25 protein-coding genes are annotated in these 24,609 nt (G+C 71.6%); 12 read left to right on the forward strand and 13 right to left on the reverse strand.

Translation table 11 applies throughout. From position 1 onward, the window contains the following. Window positions 1-139 precede the first annotated feature (139 nt). Window positions 140-1,180, reverse strand: a complete 1,041-nt coding sequence (locus QC283_RS05140; protein ID WP_279560134.1) for an NAD(P)-dependent alcohol dehydrogenase — start codon at window positions 1,178-1,180, stop codon at window positions 140-142. Between the two features lie 171 nt (window positions 1,181-1,351). Between QC283_RS05140 and QC283_RS05145 the strand changes: the two genes are divergently transcribed. Continuing rightward, window positions 1,352-2,227, forward strand: a complete 876-nt coding sequence (locus QC283_RS05145; RefSeq protein ID WP_279560135.1) for a helix-turn-helix domain-containing protein — start codon at window positions 1,352-1,354, stop codon at window positions 2,225-2,227. Here the strand turns inward: QC283_RS05145 and QC283_RS05150 are convergent. Next, window positions 2,217-2,405 (reverse strand): DUF397 domain-containing protein, encoded by a 189-nt coding sequence (locus tag QC283_RS05150; RefSeq protein WP_279560136.1) that lies wholly within the window; start codon window positions 2,403-2,405, stop codon window positions 2,217-2,219. The genes QC283_RS05145 and QC283_RS05150 overlap by 11 nt on opposite strands. Then, a complete protein-coding gene (locus QC283_RS05155; RefSeq protein WP_279560137.1) occupies window positions 2,392-3,267 on the reverse strand; it encodes a helix-turn-helix domain-containing protein in 876 nt (291 codons plus the stop codon). Before QC283_RS05155 ends, QC283_RS05150 begins: the two co-directional genes overlap by 14 nt. Window positions 3,268-3,382: 115 nt before the next feature. On the opposite strand from QC283_RS05155, the gene QC283_RS05160 reads away from it, so the two are divergent. Together QC283_RS05160 and QC283_RS05165 are read left to right on the forward strand one after the other, a co-directional pair. Beyond that, a complete protein-coding gene (locus tag QC283_RS05160; RefSeq protein ID WP_279560138.1) occupies window positions 3,383-3,604 on the forward strand; it encodes a hypothetical protein in 222 nt (73 codons plus the stop codon). Beyond that, entirely contained in the window at window positions 3,595-4,017 is a 423-nt protein-coding gene (locus QC283_RS05165) for an ATP-binding protein (RefSeq protein ID WP_383526033.1), read from the forward strand. Before QC283_RS05160 ends, QC283_RS05165 begins: the two co-directional genes overlap by 10 nt. Before the next feature lie 14 nt (window positions 4,018-4,031). On the opposite strand, the gene QC283_RS05170 is transcribed toward QC283_RS05165, so the two are convergent. Both QC283_RS05170 and QC283_RS05175 read right to left on the reverse strand, forming a co-directional pair. After that, window positions 4,032-5,279: a L,D-transpeptidase gene (locus QC283_RS05170; protein ID WP_279560140.1), complete on the reverse strand. Its 1,248-nt coding sequence runs from the start codon at window positions 5,277-5,279 to the stop codon at window positions 4,032-4,034. 225 nt (window positions 5,280-5,504) lie between these two features. Beyond that, window positions 5,505-5,858 (reverse strand): hypothetical protein, encoded by a 354-nt coding sequence (locus QC283_RS05175; protein ID WP_279560141.1) that lies wholly within the window; start codon window positions 5,856-5,858, stop codon window positions 5,505-5,507. Window positions 5,859-5,967: 109 nt separating this feature from the next. Here QC283_RS05175 and QC283_RS05180 point away from each other — a divergent pair, with 109 nt between their 5' ends. Continuing rightward, window positions 5,968-6,291 (forward strand): hypothetical protein, encoded by a 324-nt coding sequence (locus QC283_RS05180; RefSeq protein WP_279560142.1) that lies wholly within the window; start codon window positions 5,968-5,970, stop codon window positions 6,289-6,291. A 100-nt stretch (window positions 6,292-6,391) separates the two neighbouring features. On the opposite strand, the gene hutH is transcribed toward QC283_RS05180, so the two are convergent. The 5 genes from hutH to QC283_RS05205 form a co-directional block, all read right to left on the reverse strand. Further along, on the reverse strand, window positions 6,392-7,930 hold the full coding sequence (gene hutH, locus QC283_RS05185; protein ID WP_279560394.1) for a histidine ammonia-lyase: 1,539 nt from the start codon (window positions 7,928-7,930) through the stop codon (window positions 6,392-6,394). 94 nt (window positions 7,931-8,024) lie between these two features. Then, the gene (locus tag QC283_RS05190) at window positions 8,025-9,173 is read right to left on the reverse strand and encodes a GGDEF domain-containing protein (RefSeq protein ID WP_279560143.1); all 1,149 of its coding nucleotides are present in this window, start codon (window positions 9,171-9,173) and stop codon (window positions 8,025-8,027) included. 209 nt (window positions 9,174-9,382) lie between these two features. Next, a complete protein-coding gene (locus tag QC283_RS05195) occupies window positions 9,383-10,183 on the reverse strand; it encodes an enoyl-CoA hydratase/isomerase family protein (RefSeq protein ID WP_279560144.1) in 801 nt (266 codons plus the stop codon). Window positions 10,184-10,365: 182 nt separating this feature from the next. Next, complete coding sequence (locus QC283_RS05200; RefSeq protein ID WP_279560145.1) at window positions 10,366-11,508, reverse strand: adenylate/guanylate cyclase domain-containing protein; 1,143 nt, start codon at window positions 11,506-11,508, stop codon at window positions 10,366-10,368. A gap of 367 nt (window positions 11,509-11,875) precedes the next feature. Beyond that, entirely contained in the window at window positions 11,876-12,742 is an 867-nt protein-coding gene (locus QC283_RS05205; protein ID WP_279560146.1) for a biotin--[acetyl-CoA-carboxylase] ligase, read from the reverse strand. Window positions 12,743-12,854: 112 nt separating this feature from the next. On the opposite strand from QC283_RS05205, the gene QC283_RS05210 reads away from it, so the two are divergent. From QC283_RS05210 to QC283_RS05225, 4 genes are all read left to right on the forward strand, one after another. After that, window positions 12,855-14,447: an acyl-CoA carboxylase subunit beta gene (locus QC283_RS05210; protein ID WP_279560147.1), complete on the forward strand. Its 1,593-nt coding sequence runs from the start codon at window positions 12,855-12,857 to the stop codon at window positions 14,445-14,447. A gap of 9 nt (window positions 14,448-14,456) precedes the next feature. Further along, window positions 14,457-14,666 (forward strand): acyl-CoA carboxylase epsilon subunit, encoded by a 210-nt coding sequence (locus tag QC283_RS05215; RefSeq protein WP_279560148.1) that lies wholly within the window; start codon window positions 14,457-14,459, stop codon window positions 14,664-14,666. A 111-nt stretch (window positions 14,667-14,777) separates the two neighbouring features. After that, on the forward strand, window positions 14,778-14,906 hold the full coding sequence (gene mmpB / locus QC283_RS05220; protein WP_279560149.1) for a morphogenic membrane protein MmpB: 129 nt from the start codon (window positions 14,778-14,780) through the stop codon (window positions 14,904-14,906). Between the two features lie 47 nt (window positions 14,907-14,953). Continuing rightward, the gene (locus QC283_RS05225; RefSeq protein ID WP_279560150.1) at window positions 14,954-15,577 is read left to right on the forward strand and encodes a Maf family protein; all 624 of its coding nucleotides are present in this window, start codon (window positions 14,954-14,956) and stop codon (window positions 15,575-15,577) included. Here QC283_RS05225 and QC283_RS05230 read toward each other — a convergent pair. Beyond that, window positions 15,546-16,025, reverse strand: coding sequence for a hypothetical protein (locus QC283_RS05230; protein ID WP_279560151.1), 480 nt, complete (start codon window positions 16,023-16,025; stop codon window positions 15,546-15,548). The two genes, QC283_RS05225 and QC283_RS05230, sit on opposite strands and share 32 nt — an antisense overlap. Window positions 16,026-16,399: 374 nt before the next feature. Between QC283_RS05230 and QC283_RS05235 the strand changes: the two genes are divergently transcribed. Further along, window positions 16,400-18,172, forward strand: a complete 1,773-nt coding sequence (locus QC283_RS05235) for an acetyl/propionyl/methylcrotonyl-CoA carboxylase subunit alpha (protein ID WP_279560152.1) — start codon at window positions 16,400-16,402, stop codon at window positions 18,170-18,172. A gap of 96 nt (window positions 18,173-18,268) precedes the next feature. Here the strand turns inward: QC283_RS05235 and QC283_RS05240 are convergent, their stop codons facing one another. Together QC283_RS05240 and QC283_RS05245 are read right to left on the reverse strand one after the other, a co-directional pair. Beyond that, window positions 18,269-19,285: a DeoR/GlpR family DNA-binding transcription regulator gene (locus QC283_RS05240; RefSeq protein ID WP_279560153.1), complete on the reverse strand. Its 1,017-nt coding sequence runs from the start codon at window positions 19,283-19,285 to the stop codon at window positions 18,269-18,271. Between the two features lie 221 nt (window positions 19,286-19,506). Then, window positions 19,507-20,955: an NAD(P)H-quinone dehydrogenase gene (locus tag QC283_RS05245; RefSeq protein WP_279560154.1), complete on the reverse strand. Its 1,449-nt coding sequence runs from the start codon at window positions 20,953-20,955 to the stop codon at window positions 19,507-19,509. A gap of 85 nt (window positions 20,956-21,040) precedes the next feature. Between QC283_RS05245 and QC283_RS05250 the strand changes: the two genes are divergently transcribed. The 3 genes from QC283_RS05250 to QC283_RS05260 all read left to right on the forward strand — a co-directional run bounded on the left by QC283_RS05250 (window position 21,041) and on the right by QC283_RS05260 (window position 24,425). Then, entirely contained in the window at window positions 21,041-21,478 is a 438-nt protein-coding gene (locus QC283_RS05250; RefSeq protein WP_279560155.1) for a gamma-glutamylcyclotransferase, read from the forward strand. Window positions 21,479-21,693: 215 nt separating this feature from the next. Beyond that, window positions 21,694-22,518: a purine-nucleoside phosphorylase gene (locus QC283_RS05255; RefSeq protein WP_279560156.1), complete on the forward strand. Its 825-nt coding sequence runs from the start codon at window positions 21,694-21,696 to the stop codon at window positions 22,516-22,518. 224 nt (window positions 22,519-22,742) lie between these two features. After that, window positions 22,743-24,425: a phospho-sugar mutase gene (locus QC283_RS05260; RefSeq protein WP_279560157.1), complete on the forward strand. Its 1,683-nt coding sequence runs from the start codon at window positions 22,743-22,745 to the stop codon at window positions 24,423-24,425. Window positions 24,426-24,609: the final 184 nt, after the last annotated feature.

The raw sequence follows: 24,609 nt of genomic DNA on the forward strand, positions 1-24,609 counted from the left end.
CGCCCGGACGGACAGGTTCCTGTTTCCTGGTTCCTGCCCGTCCGGGCGTCCGCCGTGTGTGTCTACGGCGGTATGACCCGGGGCGGCGCGGCCGTGTGACAGCCGAGGGGAGGAAATCGAAAAAAGATTTCCCGGCCGGTCAGATCGTGGCTGTGTCGATCACGAAGCGGTACCGCACGTCGCTGGCCAGGACCCGCTCGTACGCCTTGTTGACCTCGGACGCGGCGATCAGCTCGATCTCGGCGCCGATGCCGTGCTCGGCGCAGAAGTCCAGCATCTCCTGGGTCTCCCGGATGCCGCCGATCATGGACCCGGCGAGGGTCTTGCGGCCGCCGAGCAGCGTGAACAGGTTGAGGGAGACCGGCTCCTCGGGGGCGCCGACGTTCACCAGGGCGCCGTCGGTCTTCAGCAGGCCCAGGTAGGCGCCGAAGTCGAGCGGGGCCGAGACCGTCGAGACGATCAGGTCGAAGGTGCCCGCCAGCTGCTCGAAGGTGGCCGGGTCGCTGGTGGCGTAGTAGTGGTCGGCGCCCAGCTTCAGGCCGTCGTCCTTCTTGCGCAGCGACTGCGACAGCACGGTCACCTCGGCGCCCATGGCGTGGGCGATCTTGACGCCCATGTGGCCGAGGCCGCCCATGCCGACGACGGCGACTTTCTTGCCGGGGCCGGCGTTCCAGTGCCTGAGCGGGGAGTACGTGGTGATGCCGGCGCACAGCAGGGGCGCGGCCTCGTCCAGGGCGATGCCCTCGGGGATGCCGAGGACGAAGTTCTCGTCGACGACGATCTTCTCCGAGTAGCCGCCGTAGGTCGGCTCGCCGTCCTTGCCCACGGCGTTGTAGGTCCCGATGTTGCCGGCGGCGCAGTACTGCTCCTGGCCGGCCGCGCAGTTGTCGCACTCTCCGCAGGAGTCGACCATGCAGCCGACGCCCACCCGGTCGCCGACGGCGTACTTGGTGACGCCGGGGCCGACCTCGGAGACGATGCCGGCGATCTCGTGGCCGGGGACCATCGGGAAGATGGCCTCGCCCCAGCCTTCCTGCACCTGGTGGATGTCGGAGTGGCAGATGCCGGCGAACTTGATGTCGATCAGGACGTCGTGCTCGCGCACCTCACGCCGCTCGATGGTGGTCCGCTCCAGCGGTGCCTTGGCGGCGGGGGCGGCGTACGCGGCGACAGTGGTCATGCAGGGCTCTCCGTCGATTCTCGTGACAGCGGTGTGGGTATGGCCTCCAGCCTGCCTCCGATCCGGACATCCACCCAGACCACGGCTTTGCCTACGACCAGTGTGCGTACCACTGGCGGGGACAGGCTCCGGGGCGTACGACCGGGAATACGACCGGCGATACTGGAGGGTATGGATGGACAGCTGGACCGGCGTGCCGAACTGAGCGAGTTCCTTCGCACCCGGCGGGCCCGGCTGAAGCCCCAGGACGTGGGACTGCCGTCGTTCGGGCGGCACCGCCGGGTGCCGGGGCTGCGCCGGGAGGAGCTGGCGCAGCTGGCCGGGGTGTCGGTGGCGTACTACACACGCCTGGAGCAGGGCAACGGACGGAACGTGTCGGCGGAGGTCCTCGACGCGATCGCCCGCGCGCTGAGACTGTCCGACGCCGAGCAGGCGCACCTGACGCACCTGGCGAAGCCCAAGCAGCAGCGGCGGCGGTCGGCGGGTGCGCGGGCGCAGCAGCCGGTGCGGGTGGCGCTGCTCCAGCTGCTGGAGTCGATCGACACGGTCCCGGCGTACGTGACGGGCCGGCGCTCGGAGATCCTCGCCTGGAACCGGATGGCGGCGGCCCTCTTCGGCGACTGGGGCAGGCTGCCGGCCCAGGAGCGGAACTGGGCGCGGCTGGTCTTCCTGAACCCGGACTACCGCGACCTGTTCGTGGACTGGGACCAGAAGGCGTCCGACATGGTCAGTTTCCTGCGCATGGACGCGGGCCGGCACCCGGACGACCCGCGCTTGTCCGCGCTGGTCGGCGAACTCTCCGTGAAGAGCGAGGAGTTCCGGCGGCTGTGGGCCACGCACGACGTCAAGGAGAAGAGCTACGGCGTCAAGCGGATGCGGCACCCGCTGGTCGGTGACCTGACGCTGTCCTTCGAGACGTTCCGCCTGGTCGACGACGACGAACAGGCCTTCATCACGTACCACGCCGAGCCGGGCTCCCCATCGGCACAGGGCCTGCGGCTGCTGGCCAGCTGGGGGACGGACGCGGCGGCCACGCTCACGCCGTGAGCGTGGCCTGGCTCAGCGCCGCGACGAAGGGCGCCCAGGCACGGGCGGTAAGGAGAACGACGGGGCCGTCGCCGCAGGCCTTGGAGTCCCGGACGGGGACGAGGCCGGGGATCCCGTCGGCGACCTCTACGCAGTGGCCGCCGTCGCCGTTGCTGTAACTGCTCTTACGCCATGTCATCCGAGGCGGAGCGATTCGGGTACTTGCCATTTCGGTAGTCCTCTGCTGCTTGTTCAATGAGCTTGAGGGACGGTTCAGGAGGGAGCGCTGCGGCCCTGAGGCGACCGTACGCCTTCGCATACTGCCTCACGAGGCTCGGGTCATCGATCAACTGTCCGCTGTACATCCCCTCCGTGTACATGACCGGCGGTGCATCGGCAAAGGTCATGAACCTTGTCGTGCCCATCATGAAGGGGTGGGCCCCTGCGTTCTGCGGAAGGATCTGCGGAACCGTCCGACGCTGGCGCGCTACCTCGGCGATATGAGCGAGCTGATCGGCCATGGCGTCGGGTGAGATGATCGGCTGCCGCAGAACCGACTCATGCAGCACGAGCCAGCTTTCGGGTGCCCGATGATCTTCGAAGAGCCACGCGCGTGATCGCCGGGCCTCGATCTTCTCGGCCACCGTCTCCTCCGAGTCCGAGGGATGAGCCGCCAGGACAACGGCCCTGATGTACGGCGCCAGTTGTAGCGGCCCCGGAATCAGAGTCGGATCCCACTCCTCGATCTCCTGAGCACGCTTCTCCATCTCCGCCACATCGACGAAGTACTCGGCGTGTCCACCCCGCCGCGCCTTCCGCACATCCTCACACCGCCGTTCGAAAAATCCGTCCGTCCCCAGCACTCGATCCGCGTGCCGGGCCAGGTCCACCGGCATGCGCCGTTCTCCGTGTTCGATGTCGCTCAGATACGACTTGCCGTAGAAGCTGCCCTCGACCAGCGCCTCCAGCGAGAGCCCGGCCCGCTCCCGCTGCCACCTCAATTCCTTGCCGTAGAAGGTCGGGACGCTCGTCGAGCCGTCGATGTCCTTGCGCTGTGCCATGGCCTTGCCTCTTCCGCACTCCGGGCTGCCGACGCGAGATGCCTTTCACGGTAGGACGCCCGGCGTCACAGTGTGAGGTGTTCGTCACACAGTGCACACGGAAAGGTGCCCGTTCATGTCCCAGCCCTCCCGTCCGGAAGACGACATGACCCGCTGCGTGGAGGAGCTCCGCGCCGCCCTCACCCTGCACGGCATCACGCTCCCCTCCCTCCGCGTGGACCTGCCGACGTTCGCCGGGGCGTACGCGCCGCCCGCCGGGCTCGTGGCGCTCGGGAACTGCAACAACGTCACCGCGCGCGCCCTCACCGCCGTACTCCGCGAGGCGGCGTGCTCGTGACCGTCGAGATCAGCATGCTCGCCACGCCGAAGGCCGTACCCGAACTGCGGTACCTCCTGCGCCACCACGGCTACGACGTCCAGCTCTGCGCTAGCGAGTTGCTGACGAACGTTGTCGACCACGTCGGCGAGGGCACACCCGTTACCGTCCGTGTGGCCCGCACCGGCGCGAACCACACGCGCGTGGAGGTCACCGACCCCGATCCGCGTGCGTTGCCCGTACTCGTCGGGCCGGCCGCCGCCACCGCCGAGTCCGGACGCGGTCTCACCCTCCTCGACGCGCTGGCACTGCGCTGGGGCGTGGAGCAGCGCGCGGACCGCAAGACGGTCTGGTGCGAGCTGGAAGAGGAAACGCCGAACGCCCGCCTCCCGGTGAGGGGCGGCGGGCGTTCGAGCAGAAGTACTGCCGGGTGACGGGGAGTTCGGCGTCAGATGGCCGAACCCGCCTTCCACTGGGCCCAGTCCATGTTCCAGCCGTTGAGGCCGTTGTCCGGGGCGATGGTCTTGTCGCCGGTGTTCTGGACGACGACCACGTCACCGATCATGGAGTTGTTGTAGAACCAGGCGCCCGGCGTGTTCGGGTCGTCGGCGCCCTGGGTGTCGGCCAGGCCCACGCAGCCGTGGCTGGTGTTGGCCTGGCCGAAGATGCCCTTGCTCCAGTAGTTGCCGTGGATGAAGGTGCCGGAGGTGCTCAGACGCATCGCGTGGGGCACGTCCTTGATGTCGTACTCGCCCTTGCCGTCGTCGTCGGTGAAGCCGACCGTCGAGCCGTCCATCCGGGTCTCCTTGTACTTCTCGGAGATCACCATCTGGCCTTCGTAGGTCTTGTTCTCGGGGGAGCCGGCGGAGATCGGGATCGTCTTGACGGTCTTGCCGTTCCGCGTGATCTTCATCTGCTTGGTCTTCGCGTCGACGTACGAGACCTGGTTGCGGCCGATCTTGAAGCTGACCGACTTCTGCTGGACGCCGTAGACGCCCTCGGCTCCCTCGACCCCGTCGAGCGCCAGCTTGAGCGTGACGGTCGAGTTCTCCTGCCAGTAGTCCTCGGGGCGGCAGTCCATGCGCTGGGTGCTGAACCAGTGGCAGGAGACCTCCTGGCCGCTGGTCGTGTTGACCGTGATGCCCTTCTGGACGGCGGCCTTGTTGGTGATCTCCTTGTCGAAGTTGATCGACACGGGCATGCCGACGCCGACGGTCTTGCCGTCGTCCGGGGTGAAGGTGCCGATGAAGCTGTTCTTCTGGGAGACCGTGGTGAACGAGGAGTTCTCGTGGGCGGCGCGGCCCTCGGAGTCCTTCGCGGTCGCCGTCAGCTTGTAGGTGGTGGCCCGCTCCAGCTGCCCGCTGGGCTTCCAGCTGGTCTTGTCGGCGGATATCTCGCCACTGACCTCGGTGCCGTCGGTGGCCGTCATCTTCACCTCGGTGAGCGTGCCCTTGCTCACGGTGACGCCGGCGGAGTTGTTGATGGAGGCGTTGTCCGAGTTGTCCCCGGGCGTGATCTTGATCTGGGCCTCGGAGGCCTTCTTGGCCGCCGCCTTGTCGGCCTCGGCCTGCGAGGTCTTCCCGTCCCCACCCCCGGAGGTGTCGGCGTCGCTACTGGAACATGCCGAGAGCACCAGCACACCGCCGAGCAGTGCGGACGCGGCCACCAGGCCCTTGCGCCGCTTACCGTCCGTCATCACACGCTTCTCCATCGTTGCCGATTCCGGAAACCCCGAGATTCCCCGTCAATAACTTCCAACGCTACGACCGGTTCGTCCCGTTCCACATCGCTCGCATGTGTGGGGCATACCACGTTTGCCGTGGAGGCGGGGGCGGTGCGGGGGTCGGTCGGTGCGCCCCTTGAGACGACGAAACCCCGGGCGGTGGTTGCCGCCCGGGGTCAGGTATTTCCCCACACCGCGTCAGCCGACCGTCATTTCCTCGTCTTCCGGGTCCTTCTCGCCGCCATCATCCTCGTCGAGGTCCCACTCGGGCGAATCGGGGTCGTAGTCGATCAGCTCGCTGCTCCAGGAGGCCTGCTGGAGTTCGACCCCGGGCACCTCCCCGACCAGGTCGAACGGGTCCACGAGATGGGCCAGCGCCTCGGCGGTGTCCTCCGTCACGGCGCGCTCGGCGTCGGCCCGTTCCGCTTCGGGGAGGTCGGTGTCGTCGGCGAGCGACTGCAGCGCGGCCCCGGTGACGGCCTCCTCGTCGTCGACCTCGACGACGAGCTCGACGCGAATCCGTACAAAACGTGATGTCTCTGGAGTACTCATGCTCGGAGCGTAAGGCCGACCCCTCCCGTGACTTTCCTGTGACCCGCGACTTTCACTAACATCTGCCCACACGGCCAATTCGCCAGCGCCACAAGGGGATCGATATTCCGTGTCATCCGCTCGCCGTCCGTTGCTGACCGCCGCCGCCGCAGGCGGCCTGCTGTGCGCCATGTGGTTCGTCCCGTCCGCGAACGCGACACCCGAGACGCCGGTACTCAAGGCCGCCTCCGCGAGCCCTTCTCCGCAGGTCACCGAGCAGGCGAGAGCCGTGTCCACGGACACGGCGGTCACCGGTGAGGGCACGACCACGACCCGCCTGGCCGACACCGGAAGCTTCGACAGCACGCCGTACGTCGTCGGCGGCGCCCTCTGTCTCGGTCTCGGAGTCGGCTTCGTCGGGTATTCGGTGCGCCGGGAACGCGTCGGTTTTTAGCAGCTCTTGACGTTCTTTTGGATTTTTTGACCGTTCGCCGCTCGGAGCAGCCCCGAGGGGCCCCGTCCTCCCGACGGAGCCCCTCGGTCGGCGCCGGTCGCTAGCGCAGCGGCCCCGTGACCGTCTCCGCCGCCGCGACCAGGTGCCCGGCGCGCACGAACGCGTCCGCCGCGGCGAGGTCGGGCGCCAGGTAGCGGTCCGGCCCGGGACCCTCGACACCGGCCGCCCGTACGGCGTCGATGACGGCCCGCGAGGCCGGGGCGGGGGCGAGGCCCTCGCGGAGCTCGATCGCGCGCGTGGCGGCGTAGAGCTCGACGGCGATCACGCGGGTGAGGTTGTCGACGGCCGTGCGCAGCTTGCGCGCCGCCGACCAGCCCATCGACACGTGGTCCTCCTGCATCGCGGAGGACGGGATCGAATCCGCGGAGGCCGGTACGGCCAGCCGCTTCAACTCGCTGACCAGGGCGGCCTGCGTGTACTGGGCGATCATCAGACCGGAGTCGACGCCGGCGTCGTCGGCAAGGAACGGCGGCAGGCCGTGGCTGCGGTTCTTGTCCAGCAGCCGGTCGGTGCGCCGCTCGGCGATGGAGCCGAGGTCGGCGACGGCGACGGCGAGGAAGTCGAGGACGTAGGCGACCGGGGCGCCGTGGAAGTTGCCGTTGGACTCCACCCGACCGTCGGGCAGGACGACCGGGTTGTCCACCGCCGCCGCCAGCTCGCGCTCGGCGACCAGGCCGGCGTGGGCCATGGTGTCGCGTCCGGCACCGGCGACCTGCGGGGCGCAGCGCACCGAGTAGGCGTCCTGGACGCGGGGGGCGTCGTCCTGGTGGTGCCCGGTCAGGCCCGAGCCCTTGAGTACGGCGGCCATGTTGGCGGCGCTGGCGGCCTGACCCGGGTGCGGGCGGATGGCGTGCAGCTCGGGGGCGAGCACGCGGTCGGTGCCGAGCAGGGCCTCCATGGTCAGCGCGGCGGTGATGTCGGCGGACTTGTAGAGGGTGTCGAGGTCGGCGAGGGCCATGACCAGCATGCCGAGCATGCCGTCGGTGCCGTTGAGGAGGGCGAGCCCCTCCTTCTCACGCAGCTCGACCGGGGCGATCCCGTGCTCGGCGAGCAGCTCACCGGCCGGCCGTACGGTGCCGTCGGGGCCCTCGGCCTCCCCCTCGCCCATGAGGGTGAGCGCGCAGTGCGACAGCGGGGCGAGGTCGCCGGAGCAGCCCAGGGAGCCGTACTCGTGGACGACCGGGGTGATGCCGGCGTTGAGCACGTCGGCCATGGTCCGCGCGACCTCGGGGCGGACGCCGGTGCGCCCGGAGCAGACGGTCTTCAGCCGCAGGAACATCAGCGCGCGGACCACCTCGCGCTCGACGCGCGGGCCCATCCCGGCGGCGTGCGAGCGGACGATGTTGCGCTGCAGCCGCGCCCGCAGCTCCGGGCTGATGTGCCGGGTGGCCAGGGCGCCGAAACCGGTGCTCACGCCGTACACGGGCTCCGGCTTCGCGGCCAGCGCGTCCACGATCTCGCGGGCCGCGGCCAGGGCGGCGACCGCCTCGCCGGAGAGCTCGACCCGGGCGCCGGCCCGCGCCACGGCGAGGACGTCGGACGCGGTGACCCCGGACGTCCCCACCATCACAGTGTGCATATCCATATTCAGGAGCGTACGCAGTGAATTCGGTGATGTCACGAGCGGGTGCGTCACCATCGGACGCCAGGAGCGCCCCTTACCGGCACCGGCGTCACGGCGAGTGCCGCCCACGGAACCGCCTGCGCTCCCCGTCCCCCTCCCGCGAGGGCTCGTCCGCGAGCCGTACGACGGGGTCGTCGGGCCCCTCACGGCCGGCGACGACCGGCCGCGCCGACCGCTCGGCCTTGGCGCGGTACTGGGCGGCGTCGGCGAGCCGGAACAGCCGGCGGGCGGAGCGGACGGGCCCGACGGGATCCTCCGTGGAGGCGACCCCGCAGGCCACCCCGTCCCCGAGCTCCAGCTCGGCCGCCCTGCGGCACAGCTCCTCGGCCGCCTTGACCACCGCGTCGGCGGACGGCCCGACCGCGAGCAGGCAGAACTCGTCCCCGCCGAGCCGCGCCGCGAGCGCCCCCGGCAGCATCGCCCCGCACAGCGACAGCACCGAACCGAACCGTTCCAGGAGCCGGTCGCCGACGGCGTGCCCGTGCGTGTCGTTCACCCGCTTGAGGCCGTTCAGATCGCATACGGCGAGACTGACGACGACGTCCTCCCTGCGGTGCCGCTCGACGGCCTCGTCCAGTGCGGAGTCGACGGCACGGCGGTTGGCCAGCCCGGTGAGCGCGTCGGTGAACGCGAGACGCCGGACCTCCTCCAGCCGCTCGGTCTGCGCGATCCCGGCGGCGACGACCGAGGCCAGTACGGTGGCGAAGTCGGCGTCGGCCCGCTCGAAGACGCGCTCCCCCACCGGGCGGGCCACATACAGCTCGCCCCAGGCGCGGCCGTGCAGCACGATCGGCGCCACCACGCAGCAGCCGCGCCCCCGGCGGCGCAGGGCGGCGACGCGCTGGTGGACGTACCCCGGGCGCCCGGCGGCCGGCCCCTCGGCCGTCTCGACCCAGGCGTCGGGCTCACCGCCGCCCGCCCAGCGCTCGTGCAGGAACTCGGTGATCTCCGCGAACTGGTGCACCGGGTAGGACTCGTCCTCCGGGAACTCCTCCTCGCCCTCGGCCAGCCGGCCGACGTTCACCAGGACCCTCAGCCGGCCCAGCTCACGCTCCCACACCGACAGCGCGGCGAAGCTGCCGCCCAGCGCCAGGCAGGCACCGGCGGCCGCCGCCCGCCACGCCTCACGCGAGCTGTGCGCGGCGGCCATGCCCTGCGCCAGTGCCACCACGGCCGCGAGCCGCCTGTCGTCACCCATCACTCCAGGCTAGGGAGATTCACGGCGAAACGTGATTCAAGCAGGGCGAACGGGGGCGTCCCCGACCACACGGTCCGACGCCGGGCGCCCACCCCGCGCCGCACGGACGCTCGCCCGGGCACGGACTGCTCGCCCGGGCACGGATCGCTCACTCACACAGGGCCGGCTCGCTCACGCACAGGGTCGGCTCACTCACGCACGGGATCGGCTCACTCGCCCGGCCAGCGCGGCGCACGCTTCTCGTTGAACGCCGCCACCCCCTCCGCCCGGTCCCCCGAGAACGCCACCGACCGCCACGCCGCGTCCTCGACCTCCAGGCCGGCCCGCAGGTCGAGACCGTGCCCGAGCCGCAGCGCCCGCTTGGCCGCCCGCAGCCCCACGGGCGAGTTCGCGGCCATCCGGGAGGCGAGGTCCAGCGCCTCCTCCCGGTCCCGCCCCTCCTCCACGAGCTGGTCCACGAGTCCCAGCTCGCGCGCCTCCGCGGCCGCCACCCGCCGCGCCGTGAACACGAGCTCGGCGGCGCGCGCCGCCCCGACCCGCCGCGGCAGCAGCTGCGTACCGCCGCCGCCCGGAATCACCCCGACGGACACCTCGGGCAGCCCCACCACCGCCGTGGGGTCGGCCACGATCACGTCGCACGACAGCGCCAGCTCGAACCCGCCGCCCAGCGCGAACCCGTGCACGGCCGCGACCGTCGGCACCGGCAGCTCCAGCACCGCCGTGTACGCCGCCCGCGTCACGGGCCGCTGGCGCAGCAGGTCGGCGTCGGAGAAGGAGTTGCGCTCCTTCAGGTCGGCCCCGACACAGAACGCCCGCTCGTGGGTCGAGGTCAGCACCACCACCCGTACGCTCCGGTCCTCGCCCAGCGCCGCGCAGGCCGCGCCGACGGACCGGGCCATCGCGGTCGAGACGGCGTTCATGGCCTTCGGCCGGTCGAGCGCGAGCTCCGCGACATGCCCGTCCCCGTGCCGCCGCACCAGGACGAACTCTCCGAACCGCTCCTCGCTCATGGCACCCTCCGGTTAACGCGTGTTAACAAGCCGACGGCCCGATCATCGCAGGCGGGCCCGCGTGGGGAAAGACCTGACTCATACCGGGGCTCGTACGGTGCTCATGCGCACCGGGGCCCGTGAGCCCGGGAAGGGGCGTGACGATGACGACGACCTGACGACGACCGGCTGACGGAGCGGTCCTAGGACTCCCCGCCGCCGCCCCGCCGCGTGAGCAGCCACGGTTCCACCACGCCGAGACCGCGCACCGGCCGCTGCCACATCGGCTGGAGCGCGAAGCGGTACGCCGGCGGCTGCTCGCCCTCCTTCTCCGCCGCGGCGGCCTCCTCCGCCGCCACCGCCTCCGAGGCCGGGGCATCCCGGGTACGGATCAGTTCCTCCGCGAAGGCGCTGTCGACGAGGACGGCGTCCTTGGGCGCTATCGAGGTGAGCCGGGAGGCCAGGTTCACGGTCGTACCGAAGACATCGCCCATCCGGGTGGTCACCGTGCCGAAGGCGATGCCGACGCGCAGTTCCGGCATGGTCTCGTCGTTCGCCATGGTCTCGATGAGGCGCAGCGCGATCTCGGCCGCGGTACCGGCGTCGTCGGCGGCGTAGAGCACCTCGTCGCCAAGGGTCTTGATCAGCCGTCCGCCGCGTGCGGCGACCAGGTCGGCGGCGGTGGTCTCGAAGGCCTCGACCAGCTCGCCGAGCTCCTCCTCCTCCATCCGGCGGGTCAGCCGGGTGAAGCCGACCAGGTCGGCGAAGCCGACGGCGAGCCGCCGGTCCACCATCTCCTCGTCGTCCCCGGCCTGGACGACCCGGCCGGCCGAGGCGGCGAGCTGGCGCCGCCAGACGTAGACGAGGAACTCCTGCAACTCGGGCAGGAGCAGTTCGACGATGGGATACGTCACCTCGGTGCGCGTCATCCCGGGCTCCGGAGGCTCGGTCAGGCCCTCCAGGAAGGAGTCGATCTGCCACTCGGCCAACCGGGCGGTGGTCTGCCCGGTGGACCGGGCCACCTGCACGGCCATGGCCTCGCTGAGCAGCCCCGCCTCCACCAGGCCGGCCAGCCGCCGCAGGGCGAGGACGTCCGCCTCGGTGAGCGCCTTGGCCTGGCCGATGTCGGCGAAGCCCATGGCCCGCCAGAAACGGGAGGCCAGCTCCATGGAGACGCCCGCGCTGCGGGCGGCCTGGAAGGGGGTGTAGCGGCGCTCGGCGCCCAGGATGAGCCCTTCGAGGCGCAGCGCGAGCGGGTCCTCGCCGGAATCGACGGACTCCGGGCCGGGCTCGGGGTCCACCCGGCCGTCCCCGTCCGCGCCGGAGCCCGTGTCGTCGACGGTCACGCCTGCTGCCCTTCCGATCTGCCGCGGTCAGGTTCGACCGGCCCCAACTTTACGTCAGGTGTGCCCCAGCTCACTCCCGACGAGCCTCCAGCCGCAGCCCAGGGGGCAGCCGCGGCGGTCATGCGGCGGGGAGCCGCACGAGCGGACGCGGCGGTCATGCGGCAGGGGGCCGCACGAGCGATCGCGGCGGTCATACGGCAGAGAGCCGCACGAGCGGGCACGGCAGTCATACGGCGGGAGGCCGTACGAGCGGGCACGGCAGTCATACGGCAGAGAGCCGCACGAGCGGACGCGGCGGTCATACGGCAGAGAGCCGCACGAGCGGACGCGGCGGTCATGCGGCAGGGGGCCGCGCGGGCGGGCGCGCTCACGCCGGTCGCAGATGGACGATGTCCCCCGCCCCCACCGGCTCCTGCACTCCCGCCGCCGTGGCCAGCACCAGCCTGCCGTCCCCGTCCACGGCCACCGCCTCCCCCACGAGCGACCGGTCCCCCGGAAGCTCCGCCCGCACCACGCGTCCGAGCGTCGAGCAGCCCGCCGCGTACGTCTCCTGCAACCCGCTGGCCGCCGGGTCGCCCCCGGCCGCACGCCACCGCCCGTACCACTCCTCCAGCGACCGCAGCACCCCCCGCAGCAGCGGGTCGCGGTCGGTGCTCACGGCCCCGGCCAGCGCCAGCGACCCGGCCCGCTCCACCGGGAGTTCGTCGGCCCGCAGGGTGACGTTGATGCCGACTCCGACGACGACCCCGTCGTCGCCGGCCCGCTCGGCGAGGATGCCGCCCGCCTTGCGTTCCTCGTCGCCGACCGTCACGAGCAGGTCGTTGGGCCACTTCAGGCCCGTATCGACACCCGCCGCCCGGGACAGTCCGGTCGCCACCGCGACGCCGGTGAGCAGCGGCAGCCAGCCCCAGCGGTGCACGGGCACCTCGGCGGGCCGCAGCAGTACGGAGAAGAAGAGGCCGGAGCGGGGCGGTGCCGTCCACTGCCGGTCCAGGCGGCCCCGCGCGGCGGTCTGCTCCTCGGCGACGAGGACGACCCCCTCCGCCTGCTTCCCCTCGGCGGCGCGGGCCACGAGGTCGGAGTTGGTGGAGCCGGTGCGCTGCACCACATCCACTTGCCGCCACAGTCCGCCCTCCCGCACCAGTCCCCGGCGCAGGGTCGTGACGTTGAGGGGCGGCCGGTCCAGGTCGGACCAGCGGCCGCGGGGGGAGTCAGAGGCATCTCGGGGCGTCATGCAACCCACAGTAGGTGTGGGAAACACCGCACTGCCGATCGGAAGGGCCCCTACTACTCTACGGATGAGTAACCGTCCCCACCCTTTTGAGCAGGCAGGGAGCCGCATCCCGATGTCCGAGCCGGAAGAGCAGCAGCCCGACATCCACACGACCGCGGGCAAGCTCGCGGATCTCAGGCGCCGTATCGAGGAAGCGACGCACGCCGGTTCGGAACGGGCCGTCGAGAAGCAGCACGCCAAGGGCAAGCTGACGGCCCGTGAGCGCATCGGTCTCCTCCTCGACGAGGACTCCTTCGTCGAACTGGACGAGTTCGCCCGGCACCGCTCCACCAACTTCGGCCTCGACGCCAACCGCCCCTACGGCGACGGCGTCGTCACCGGCTACGGCACCGTCGACGGCCGCCCCGTCGCCGTCTTCTCGCAGGACTTCACCGTCTTCGGCGGCGCCCTGGGCGAGGTCTACGGCCAGAAGATCGTCAAGGTCATGGACTTCGCGCTGAAGACCGGCTGCCCGGTCATCGGCATCAACGACTCCGGCGGCGCCCGCATCCAGGAGGGCGTGGCCTCACTCGGCGCGTACGGCGAGATCTTCCGCCGCAACACCCACGCCTCCGGCGTCATCCCCCAGATCAGCCTGGTCGTCGGCCCGTGCGCGGGCGGCGCGGTGTACTCCCCCGCGATCACCGACTTCACGGTGATGGTCGACCAGACCAGCCACATGTTCATCACCGGCCCCGACGTCATCAAGACGGTCACCGGCGAGGACGTCGGCTTCGAGGAGCTGGGCGGCGCGCGCACCCACAACTCCACCTCCGGCGTGGCCCACCACATGGCCGGCGACGAGAAGGACGCCGTCGAGTACGTCAAGCAGCTGCTGTCGTACCTGCCGTCCAACAACCTCTCCGACCCGCCCGCCTTCCCGGAGGAGGCGGACCTCGCCGTCACCGACGAGGACGCCGAGCTGGACACGATCGTCCCGGACTCGGCGAACCAGCCCTACGACATGCACACGGTCATCGAGCACGTCCTGGACGACGCCGAGTTCTTCGAGACGCAGCCGCTGTTCGCGCCGAACATCCTCACCGGCTTCGGCCGCGTCGAGGGCCGCCCGGTCGGCATCGTGGCCAACCAGCCGATGCAGTTCGCCGGCTGTCTGGACATCACCGCCTCCGAGAAGGCGGCGCGCTTCGTGCGCACCTGCGACGCCTTCAACGTGCCCGTCCTGACCTTCGTGGACGTCCCCGGCTTCCTGCCCGGCGTCGACCAGGAGCACGACGGCATCATCCGCCGCGGCGCCAAGCTGATCTTCGCCTACGCCGAGGCCACCGTCCCGCTGATCACGGTCATCACCCGCAAGGCCTTCGGCGGCGCCTACGACGTCATGGGCTCCAAGCACCTGGGCGCCGATCTCAACCTGGCCTGGCCCACCGCCCAGATCGCCGTCATGGGCGCCCAGGGCGCGGTCAACATCCTGCACCGCCGCACCATCACCGAGGCCGGTGACGACGCCGAGGCCACCCGCGCCCGCCTGATCCAGGAGTACGAGGACGCCCTCCTCAACCCCTACACGGCCGCCGAACGCGGCTACGTCGACGCGGTGATCATGCCGTCCGACACCCGCCGCCACATCGTCCGCGGCCTGCGCCAGCTGCGTACGAAGCGGGAATCCCTCCCTCCGAAGAAGCACGGCAACATCCCCCTCTAAGGAGCCGCTGTGACGATCAAGGTCGTACGGGGCAACCCGACCCCCGAGGAGCTGGCCGCCGCCCTGGCGGTGGTCCGCGCCCGCGCCGTGGCGGCACAGGCCGAGCCGTCCGGCGCGCCGAGCACCAGGGACGCGTGGTCCGACCCGTCCCGCGTCGCGGCCGCCCACCTGCCCCACCCGGGCCCGGCGTCCTGGGGCCGCACGTACTGGCCAGGCTGAGCAGGCCCCCTTACAGGGGCGCGGGGAACCGCGCCCGGTGGGACAACGGGGGCGCCGATTTGAGTACCGCTACTCAGGCGCCCCGCACCGCTGAAGCCGCACGCTGGTGGCATGCTGTGGTCCGACCCCGAGAACGAGCCGCCCAAGGAACTGCGCGAGACGCAGGACATGCTGCGGCGGCTGAGCGTTTTCCTGGCGCTGGCCATGGTCCTCGCGATGATCGTGATCGGCACGGGGTGAGGCGCCGGCGTCCCTGACGCCGCCGGTGGCGCCGATACCCTGATCGCATGACAGACCAGCAGCCGCGTCGCCGACTCGTCCTCGCCTCCCAGTCCCCGGCCCGGCTGGGCCTGCTGCGCCAGGCCGGGCTCGCGCCCGAAGTGCTCGTGAGCGGCGTCGACGAGGAGGCCGTCACCGCGCCCACCCCCGCCGAGCTGGCCCTCGCCCTCGCCGAGGCCAAGGCCTCCGTCGTGGCCGCCAAGCCCGAGGTGCACGGGGCGCTGGTGATCGGCTGCGACTCGGTGCTCGACCTGGACGGCCAGGCGCTCGGCAAGCCGGCGGACGCCGAGGAGGCCACCGCCCGCTGGAAGGCGATGCGCGGCCGGGCGGGCACGCTCCAGACCGGCCACTGCGTCTGGGACACCGCCTCGGGCCGCCATGTCTCGGCCACCGCCTCCACCGTCGTCCGCTTCGGCGAGCCGACCGACGAGGAGATCGCGGCCTACGTGGCCTCCGGCGAGCCGCTGTACGTCGCCGGCGCGTTCACGCTGGACGGCCGCTCGGCCCCGTTCATCGACGGCATCGAGGGCGACCACGGGAACGTGATCGGCATCAGCCTGCCCCTCGTACGCCGGCTGCTCGGCGAACTCGGCGTGGGCATCACGGAGTTGTGGGCGCCGGCGGCGGGCTGACCGGGGAGCCGTCGTCGCCCTTGCCGCCCTCGGGGCGCCCGGCCGCGGGCTCCTCGCGGGCGTCGTAGGTCATCAGCAGCAGGACGATGAGGGCGAGGACGAGGACCATGAACAGGAAGGCGTGCCAGCCGACCAGCCCCCAGGTGAAGGCGCCGAGCAGCGCGTGCACCACGGCGGCGCTGATCAGCAGGACCCGCCCGAGGCCGGCCGGCGGGCGGCCGCGCACGGCCACGAGCAGGGCGACCAGGCCGCACAGCGCGAAGTAGAGCCCGAAGACGACACCGCCGATCTTCGAGGACACGGACATCATGGCCGGGTCGAGACCGGCCAGGGACATGTCCTGCCGGTCGACGACGATCCCCAGGAACCAGTTCAGCGCCGCGACGCCGACCGCCTCCGCGAAGAGCACGACCGCCACGACCCACGCCACCGGCCTGCGCACCGTCACCGGTCCCCACCCACTTTCGACCGCTGCCGCACAGGACAGCTGTTACCCCAAGTACGTTCGAGACACGGGGAACGTTACTAACCGGTAAACCTCGCGACAAGGGGTCTGCGACGGGCAAAGAATCATTGGGCCATTCGTAGGGACTCCACAAAGAAACCGAGTGGCGCGCAGCACCCTCGCACAGAGACCTTGCCCACATCGGGAAGCTAGGGTTTCCCCGAGGAGTCTCGTGTATCGCGGCAGGACAAGGGCTTTCGCGGGTCGGGCGAGCCTCGAATCACACTCTGTGTGGGCAAGGTCACCATCGGGGACGGGTCGAAGTGCCGTGTCGGCAGTCCCTAAACTCGGCTTGTTTCAAGGAGGGAGCCTCAATCGTGCGCAAGGTGCTCATCGCCAATCGTGGCGAAATCGCTGTCCGCGTGGCCCGGGCCTGCCGGGACGCCGGGATCGCGAGCGTGGCCGTCTACGCGGACCCTGACCGGGACGCTCTGCATGTCCGCGCCGCTGATGAGGCGTTCGCCCTGGGTGGTGACACCCCAGCCGCCAGCTACCTGGACATCGCCAAGGTCCTGAAGGCCGCGCGGGAGTCGGGCGCGGACGCCATCCATCCAGGCTACGGATTCCTCTCCGAGAACGCCGAGTTCGCGCAGGCGGTCCTGGACGCGGATCTGATCTGGATCGGCCCGCCCCCGCAGGCCATCCGCGACCTGGGTGACAAGGTCGCGGCGAGGCACATCGCCCAGCGCGCAGGCGCTCCGCTGGTCGCGGGCACGCCGGACCCGGTCTCGGGTGCGGACGAGGTCGTGGCGTTCGCGAAGGAGCACGGCCTGCCCATCGCGATCAAGGCGGCCTTCGGCGGCGGCGGACGCGGCCTCAAGGTCGCCCGCACCCTCGAAGAGGTGCCCGAGCTGTACGACTCCGCCGTCCGTGAGGCGGTGGCCGCCTTCGGGCGCGGGGAGTGCTTCGTCGAGCGCTACCTCGACAAGCCCCGCCATGTGGAGACCCAGTGCCTGGCCGACCGGCACGGCAACGTGGTCGTCGTCTCCACCCGTGACTGCTCGCTCCAGCGCCGCCACCAGAAGCTGGTGGAGGAGGCTCCGGCCCCCTTCCTGTCCCAGGCTCAGGTCGACGAGCTGTACTCCGCCTCGAAGGCGATCCTGAAGGAGGCCGGCTACGTCGGCGCCGGCACCGTGGAGTTCCTCGTCGGCACGGACGGCACGATCTCCTTCCTGGAGGTCAACACCCGCCTCCAGGTCGAGCACCCGGTCACCGAGGAGGTCGCCGGGATCGACCTGGTCCGCGAGATGTTCCGCATCGCCGACGGCGAGGAACTCGGCTACGGCGACCCCGTGCTGCGCGGCCACTCCTTCGAGTTCCGCATCAACGGCGAGGACCCCGGCCGGGGCTTCCTTCCCGCGCCCGGCACCGTCACCACCTTCGCTCCCCCGACCGGCCCGGGTGTCCGCCTGGACGCGGGCGTGGAGTCCGGCAGCGTGATCGGCCCGGCGTGGGACTCGCTCCTGGCGAAGCTGATCGTGACCGGCCGCACCCGCGCCGAGGCCCTCCAGCGTGCCTCCCGCGCCCTGGAGGAGTTCCAGGTGGAGGGCATGGCCACGGCGATCCCGTTCCACCGCGCGGTGGTCCAGGACCCGGCGTTCGCCCCGGAGCTGACCGGCTCCGCCGACCCCTTCACGGTCCACACCCGCTGGATCGAGACGGAGTTCGTCAACGAGATCAAGCCCTTCACCGCGCCCGCCGACACCGAGGCGGACGAGGAGTCCGGGCGGGAGACTGTCGTCGTCGAGGTCGGCGGCAAGCGCCTGGAGGTCTCCCTCCCCTCCTCGCTGGGCATGTCCCTGGCCCGCACCGGCCTGGCGGCCGGCGCCAAGACCAAGCGGCGCGCGGCGAAGAAGTCCGGCCCCGCGGCCTCCGGCGACACCCTCGCCTCCCCGATGCAGGGCACCATCGTGAAGATCGCGGTGGAGGAGGGCCAGGAGGTCCAGGAGGGCGACCTGATCGTCGTCCTGGAGGCCATGAAGATGGAACAGCCCCTCAACGCCCACAAGGCAGGCACCGTCAAGGGCCTGGGCGCCGAGGTCGGCGCGTCCGTCACGTCGGGTGCGGTGATCTGCGAGATCAAGGACTGAGCGACCGTACGCCACGGCCGGGGCGCCCGGTGGACCACTGTGGTCCGCCGGGCGCCCCGCTGTTGGTGCCGGGGGCGCGACGGACCGTGTGGCGGCTCAGCGTCGGCGCATGTCCGCGACGCGCGCCCGCTCCGCCCCGGCGTTCTGCTCACCCAGGGCCGACGCCGAGCGCAGGCCGGCCGCCGCACCCGGAACCTGTCGGCGTGGCCCCGGAAGCGGCACGTCCCGGCGCTGCTGACGCGCCGGGACGGCATCACCGCCGGAGGCACCCGAGGCCCCCGAGGCCCCCGAGGCCCCGGAAGAACCTCCCGATCCGGTCGTCGCACCCCCCGACGCCCCGGTGACGGCGATCTGCACGCCCTGGTCGGCCAGGGCCTGGAGCTCGGTGGCGGCACGGTCGTCGTGGGTGGCCGGCTCATCCGTGACCAGGCGGGTGATGACGTCCGTGGGCACGGTCTGGAACATGGTGTCCGTGCCCAGCTTGGAGTGGTCGGCGAGAACGACGACCTCGGCGGCGGCCTGTACCAGCGCGCGGTCGACGGACGCCGACAGCATGTTGGACGTGGACAGCCCCCGCTCCGCCGTCAACCCGCTCCCGGACAGGAAGGCCTTGGACACCCGCAGCCCTTGCAGGGACTGCTCGGCACCCGAGCCGACGAGGGCGTAGTTGGAGCCCCGGAGCGTGCCACCGGTCATCACGACCTCGACCCGGTTGGCATGGGCGAGGGCCTGGGCCACCAGCAGCGAGTTGGTGACGACGGTCAGGCCGGGCACCCGCGCGAGCCGGCGGGCCAGCTCCTGCGTGGTGGTACCGGCACCCACCACGATGGCCTCGCCCTCTTCGACGAAGCCCGCGGCGAGGTCGGCGATGGCCGTCTTCTCGGCGGTCGCGAGATGGGACTTCTGCGGAAAGCCGGACTCTCGCGTGAACCCGCCCGGCAGTACCGCACCGCCGTGCCGGCGGTCGAGGAGTCCTTCTGCCTCCAGTGCGCGCACGTCCCGCCGTACGGTCACTTCGGAGGTCTGGACGACGCGGGCGAGCTCACGGAGCGACACGGCCCCGTTCGCTCGCACCATTTCGAGGATCAATTGGCGACGTTCTGCAGCGAACACGAAACTGACAGTAACCCCAACGACCGTCTGCTTTCAGCAGTATGCGCCGAATAACAGAAGTTGTTCGCATGACCAGGCCTGAAGTGGTATACGCGCCTACCCCGGACGCCTATGCCGCCCGCACGCTCCGCAACTCCCCGTGACCGGCGGGGAGTCGATTCCGGCCGCCGGGGGCCCGCCGGTCCCGCGGGGTCCCGGCGGGGTCACGGCCGGGGGACTGACTAGCCCTCTCCGCCGGCCTTCCGTGTGTGCAGCTGCCGTGCCACCTCCGCGATCGACCCCGAGAGGGAGGGGTACACGGTGAAGGCGTTCGCGATCTGCTCGACCGTCAGGTTGTTGTCGACCGCGATGGAGATGGGGTGGATGAGTTCCGAGGCGCGCGGCGCGACCACGACACCGCCCACCACGATCTCGGTGCCCGGCCGGCAGAAGATCTTGACGAAGCCGTCCCGGATGCCCTGCATCTTGGCCCGGGGGTTGCGCAGCAGCGGCAGCTTGACGACACGGGCGTCGATCTTGCCGGCGTCGACGTCGGCCTGCGAGTACCCGACCGTGGCGATCTCGGGGTCGGTGAAGACGTTGGACGAGACGGTCTTCAGGTTGAGCGGGGTCACGGCGTCGCCCAGGAAGTGGTACATGGCGATACGCCCCTGCATGGCGGCGACCGAGGCGAGCGCGAAGATGCCCGTCACGTCACCGGCGGCGTACACACCGGGGGCCGAGGTCCGCGACACGCGGTCGGTGCGGATGTGCCCGGAGTCCTTGAGCTTGACCCCGGCCTCCTCCAGCCCCATCCCCTCGGTGTTGGGGATGGCGCCCACGGCCACCAGACAGTGCGACCCGGTGATGACCCGCCCGTCCGCGAGCGTCACCTCCACCCGGTCCCCGACCCGCTTGGCGGACTGGGCCCGCGACCGCGACATGACGTTCATACCGCGCCGCCGGAACACGTCCTCCAGCACGGCGGCGGCGTCCGGGTCCTCGCCGGGCAGCACACGGTCACGCGACGACACGAGCGTGACCCGCGACCCGAGGGCCTGGTAGGCACCGGCGAACTCGGCACCGGTCACACCGGACCCGATGACGATGAGCTCCTCGGGCAGCTCGTCGAGGTCGTACACCTGGGTCCAGTTCAGGATCCGCTCGCCGTCGGGCAGGGCGTCGGGCAGCTCACGCGGATGCCCACCGGTCGCGATGAGCACCGCGTCCGCGGTGAGCGTCTCCTCACTCCCGTCGGCGGCGCGCACCACGACCTTGCGCGACCCGTCGAGGGCCTGCATGCCCTCCAGCCGTCCACGCCCGCGCATCACGCGCGCACCGGCGCGCGTCACGGAGGCGGTGATGTCGTGCGACTGCGCCAGCGCGAGCCGCTTCACACGCCGGTTGACCTTGCCCAGGTCCACGCCGACCACCCGGGCGGCCTGCTCCATGGGCGGGGTGTCGTCGGCGACGATGATCCCCAGCTCTTCGTACGACGAGTCGAAGGTGGTCATCACCTCGGCCGTGGCGATGAGGGTCTTGGACGGCACGCAGTCGGTCAGCACCGACGCCCCGCCCAGACCGTCGCAGTCGACGACGGTCACCTCCGCGCCGAGCTGTGCGGCCACGAGCGCCGCTTCGTATCCGCCGGGTCCGCCGCCAATGATCACGATCCGAGTCACGTACTCCATTGTCCCGCACCCTTCAATGCGGGGCCGCCCGGGGGCACGTCTGTTACAAGAGCGACTCCGGGGCCCCTGCCGTACCCTCTCCCCCATGTCGCTCTACGCCGCTTATGCCGGCAACCTCGACGCGCGGTTGATGACCCGCCGCGCCCCGCACTCGCCGCTGCGCGCCACCGGCTGGCTGAACGGGTGGCGGCTGACCTTCGGGGGCGAGCACATGGGCTGGGAGGGCGCGCTCGCGACCCTCGTCGAGGATCCGATCTCCCAGGTCTTCGTGGCCCTCTACGACATCGCTCCGATGGACGAGGACTCGATGGACCGCTGGGAGGGCGTGGGGCTGGACATATACCGCCGTACCCGCGTACGGGTCCACACCCTGGAGGGCGAAGAGGGAGCCTGGACGTACGTCCTGAACGGCTACGAGGGCGGCCTGCCCTCCGCCCGCTACCTGGGCGAGGTCGCGGACGCCGCGGAGTCCGCCGGCGCGCCGCACGACTACGTCATGGAACTCCGCAAGCGCCCCTGCTGAGCGGTGGCCCCGCTGAGCGTGGCCCTGCTCCTCGTGAGCCGCCGGCCAGTCCCGGGTCGGTTCCCGGACGGTCCCTGGTCGGCCCCCGGACGGTCCCTGGTCGGCCCCCGGACGGTCCCTTGTCGATCCTTTGTCGGAAACGACAGGACAACGATCGCAAACCCGTGAGCTCTGTCATCTACGCGCGTAGGCGTAAACCGGCTACCCTCTTCGGCGTGAACGCATCTCTTCTTCCGGACGACATCCAGGGCGACCCCTACGCCGCCGCCGACGCCGCCGCGGCCCGCCTGCGCGAACTCACCGGCGCCGAGACCCACGACGTCGCCCTCGTGATGGGCTCCGGCTGGGCACCGGCCGTGGACGCCCTGGGCGACCCCGAGGCCGATCTCCAGGTCACCGAGCTCCCCGGCTTCCCGAAGCCGGCGGTGGAGGGACACGGTGGCAAGGTCCGCTCGTACTCCATCGGTGACAAGCGCGCGCTGGTCTTCCTGGGCCGCACCCACTATTACGAGGGTCACGGGGTGGCCGCCGTCGCCCACGGCGTCCGCACGGCCGTCGCCGCCGGCGCCAAGACGATCATCCTGACCAACGGCTGCGGTGGCCTGCGCGAGGGCATGCGCCCCGGCCAGCCGGTCCTGATCGGGGACCACATCAACCTCACCGCCACCTCCCCGATCGTCGGCGCGAACTTCGTCGACCTGACGGACCTCTACTCCCCCCGCCTGCGCGCCCTCTGCAAGGAGGTCGACCCCACGCTGGAGGAGGGCGTCTACGCCCAGTTCCCCGGCCCGCACTACGAGACGCCGGCCGAGATCCGCATGGCCCGCGTCATCGGGGCCGACCTGGTGGGCATGTCGACCGTCCTGGAGGCGATCGCCGCCCGCGAGGCCGGCGCGGAGGTGCTGGGCATCTCGCTGGTGACCAACCTCGCGGCGGGCATGACGGGCGAGCCCCTCAACCACGAGGAGGTCCTGCAGGCCGGCCGCGACTCCGCCGCGCGGATGGGGTCGCTGCTCACGCAGGTGCTGGGCCGGCTGTAATCCGGCGCGCGCGGGCGCGGGCCGGGTCGCAGCCGGCCCGCGGTCGCGCGGTCGGCGCCGGGGCGATACGGCCGGCGGCGTGCGCCACGCGCGAACCCGCCCAGGCCGCCGCAGGCGCCCCCGCGCCGCGCACCGCACCCCGCGCACCGCACCCTGCTCACGGCGCCCCGCACCCGTTCCCCCACCCGCATCACACGCGACCCACACACGAGAGGCTGACCGACGTGCACGACGACCTCCTCGCACGGGCCAGGGCATGGCTGGCCGAGGACCCCGACGCGGACACCCGCGCGGAACTCGCCGAGCTCATCGACGCCGAGGACCACGCCGAGCTCACCGCGCGTTTCTCCGGCACCCTCCAGTTCGGCACCGCGGGCCTGCGGGGCGAACTCGGCGCCGGTCCGATGCGCATGAACCGCGCCGTCGTCATCCGGGCCGCCGCCGGCCTCGCCGCGTACCTGAAGAAGCAGGGCGCCGCCCAGGGGGACGGAGACGCCGGCCTGGTCGTCATCGGCTACGACGCCCGCCACAAGTCCGAGGACTTCGCCCGGGACACCGCCGCGGTGATGACCGGCGCCGGTCTCAGGGCGGCCGTCCTGCCCCGCCCCCTGCCCACCCCCGTACTCGCCTTCGCCATACGGCACCTCGGCGCGGTCGCCGGCGTGGAGGTCACCGCCAGCCACAACCCGCCCCGCGACAACGGCTACAAGGTGTACCTCGGCGACGGCTCCCAGATCGTGCCCCCCGCGGACGCCGAGATCGCCGCGGAGATCGACGCCGTACGCTCGCTGAACGACGTCCCCCGCCCCGAGACCGGCTGGCAGACCCTGGACGACTCCGTCCTCGGCGCCTACCTCGCCCGCACGGACGCCGTCCTCTCCGAGGGCTCGCCCCGCACCGCCCGCACCGTCTACACCGCGATGCACGGCGTCGGCAAGGACACCCTCCTCGCGGCCTTCGCCCGCGCCGGCTTCCCGGAGCCCGTCCTCGTGGCCGAGCAGGCCGACCCCGACCCGGACTTCCCCACCGTCGCCTTCCCCAACCCGGAAGAGCCCGGAGCGATGGACCTCGCCTTCGCGAAGGCCCGTGAGACCGACCCCGACCTGATCATCGCCAACGACCCGGACGCGGACCGCCTCGCCGTCGCCGTCAAGGACGGCACCGACTGGCGCATGCTCCGCGGCGACGAGGTCGGCGCCCTCCTCGCCGCCCATCTGGTCGGCCGTGGAGCGCGCGGCACCTTCGCGGAGTCGATCGTCTCCTCCTCCCTCCTCGGCCGCATCGCCGAGAAGGCGGGCCTCCCCTACGAGGAGACCCTGACCGGCTTCAAGTGGATCGCCCGCGTCGAGGGCCTGCGCTACGGCTACGAGGAGGCCCTCGGCTACTGCGTCGACCCCGAGGGCGTCCGCGACAAGGACGGCATCACCGCGGCCCTCCTGATGACGGAACTGGCCTCCACCCTCAAGGCGTCCACCTCCGGCAGCGGCTCCGCCGCGGGCGGTCGCACCCTCCTCGACCTCCTCGACGACATCGCCGTCGAGCACGGTCTGCACGCCACCGACCAGCTCTCGGTCCGCGTCGAGGACCTCTCCCTCATCGCCGCCGCGATGCGGCGCCTGCGCGAGCAGCCCCCCACGGACCTCGCCGGCCTGCCCGTCACGAAGGCCGAGGACCTCACCCGGGGCACGGACGCGCTTCCGCCCACGGACGGCCTGCGCTACACCCTCGACGGCGCCCGGGTGATCGTCCGCCCGAGCGGTACGGAGCCCAAGCTGAAGTGCTACCTGGAGGTGGTCGTGCCGGTCGCGGCGCACGCCGACCTCCCCGGGGCCCGGGCCAAGGCGACGGACCTGCTGTCGGCGCTCAAGCGCGACCTGTCGGCGGCTGCGGGCATCCCGGGCGCCTGACGACGCGCGGCACCGACCGGTGAGTCCGACCGGACGAGCCCGATCACCCGAACCCGATGGGGCGCCCCCACCCGGAGGCACCCCATCGGGTGATTTACCCCTGCCCGTTGACTGCCCTCCCCTCCCAGGGCCGCCCCCGGAGCAACGGTGGACCGCAAAGCGCACCGCCGGCACACGTGCCGCC

It is taken from the genome of Streptomyces sp. DH41 (assembly GCF_029813785.1).
Taxonomy (GTDB): domain Bacteria; phylum Actinomycetota; class Actinomycetes; order Streptomycetales; family Streptomycetaceae; genus Streptomyces.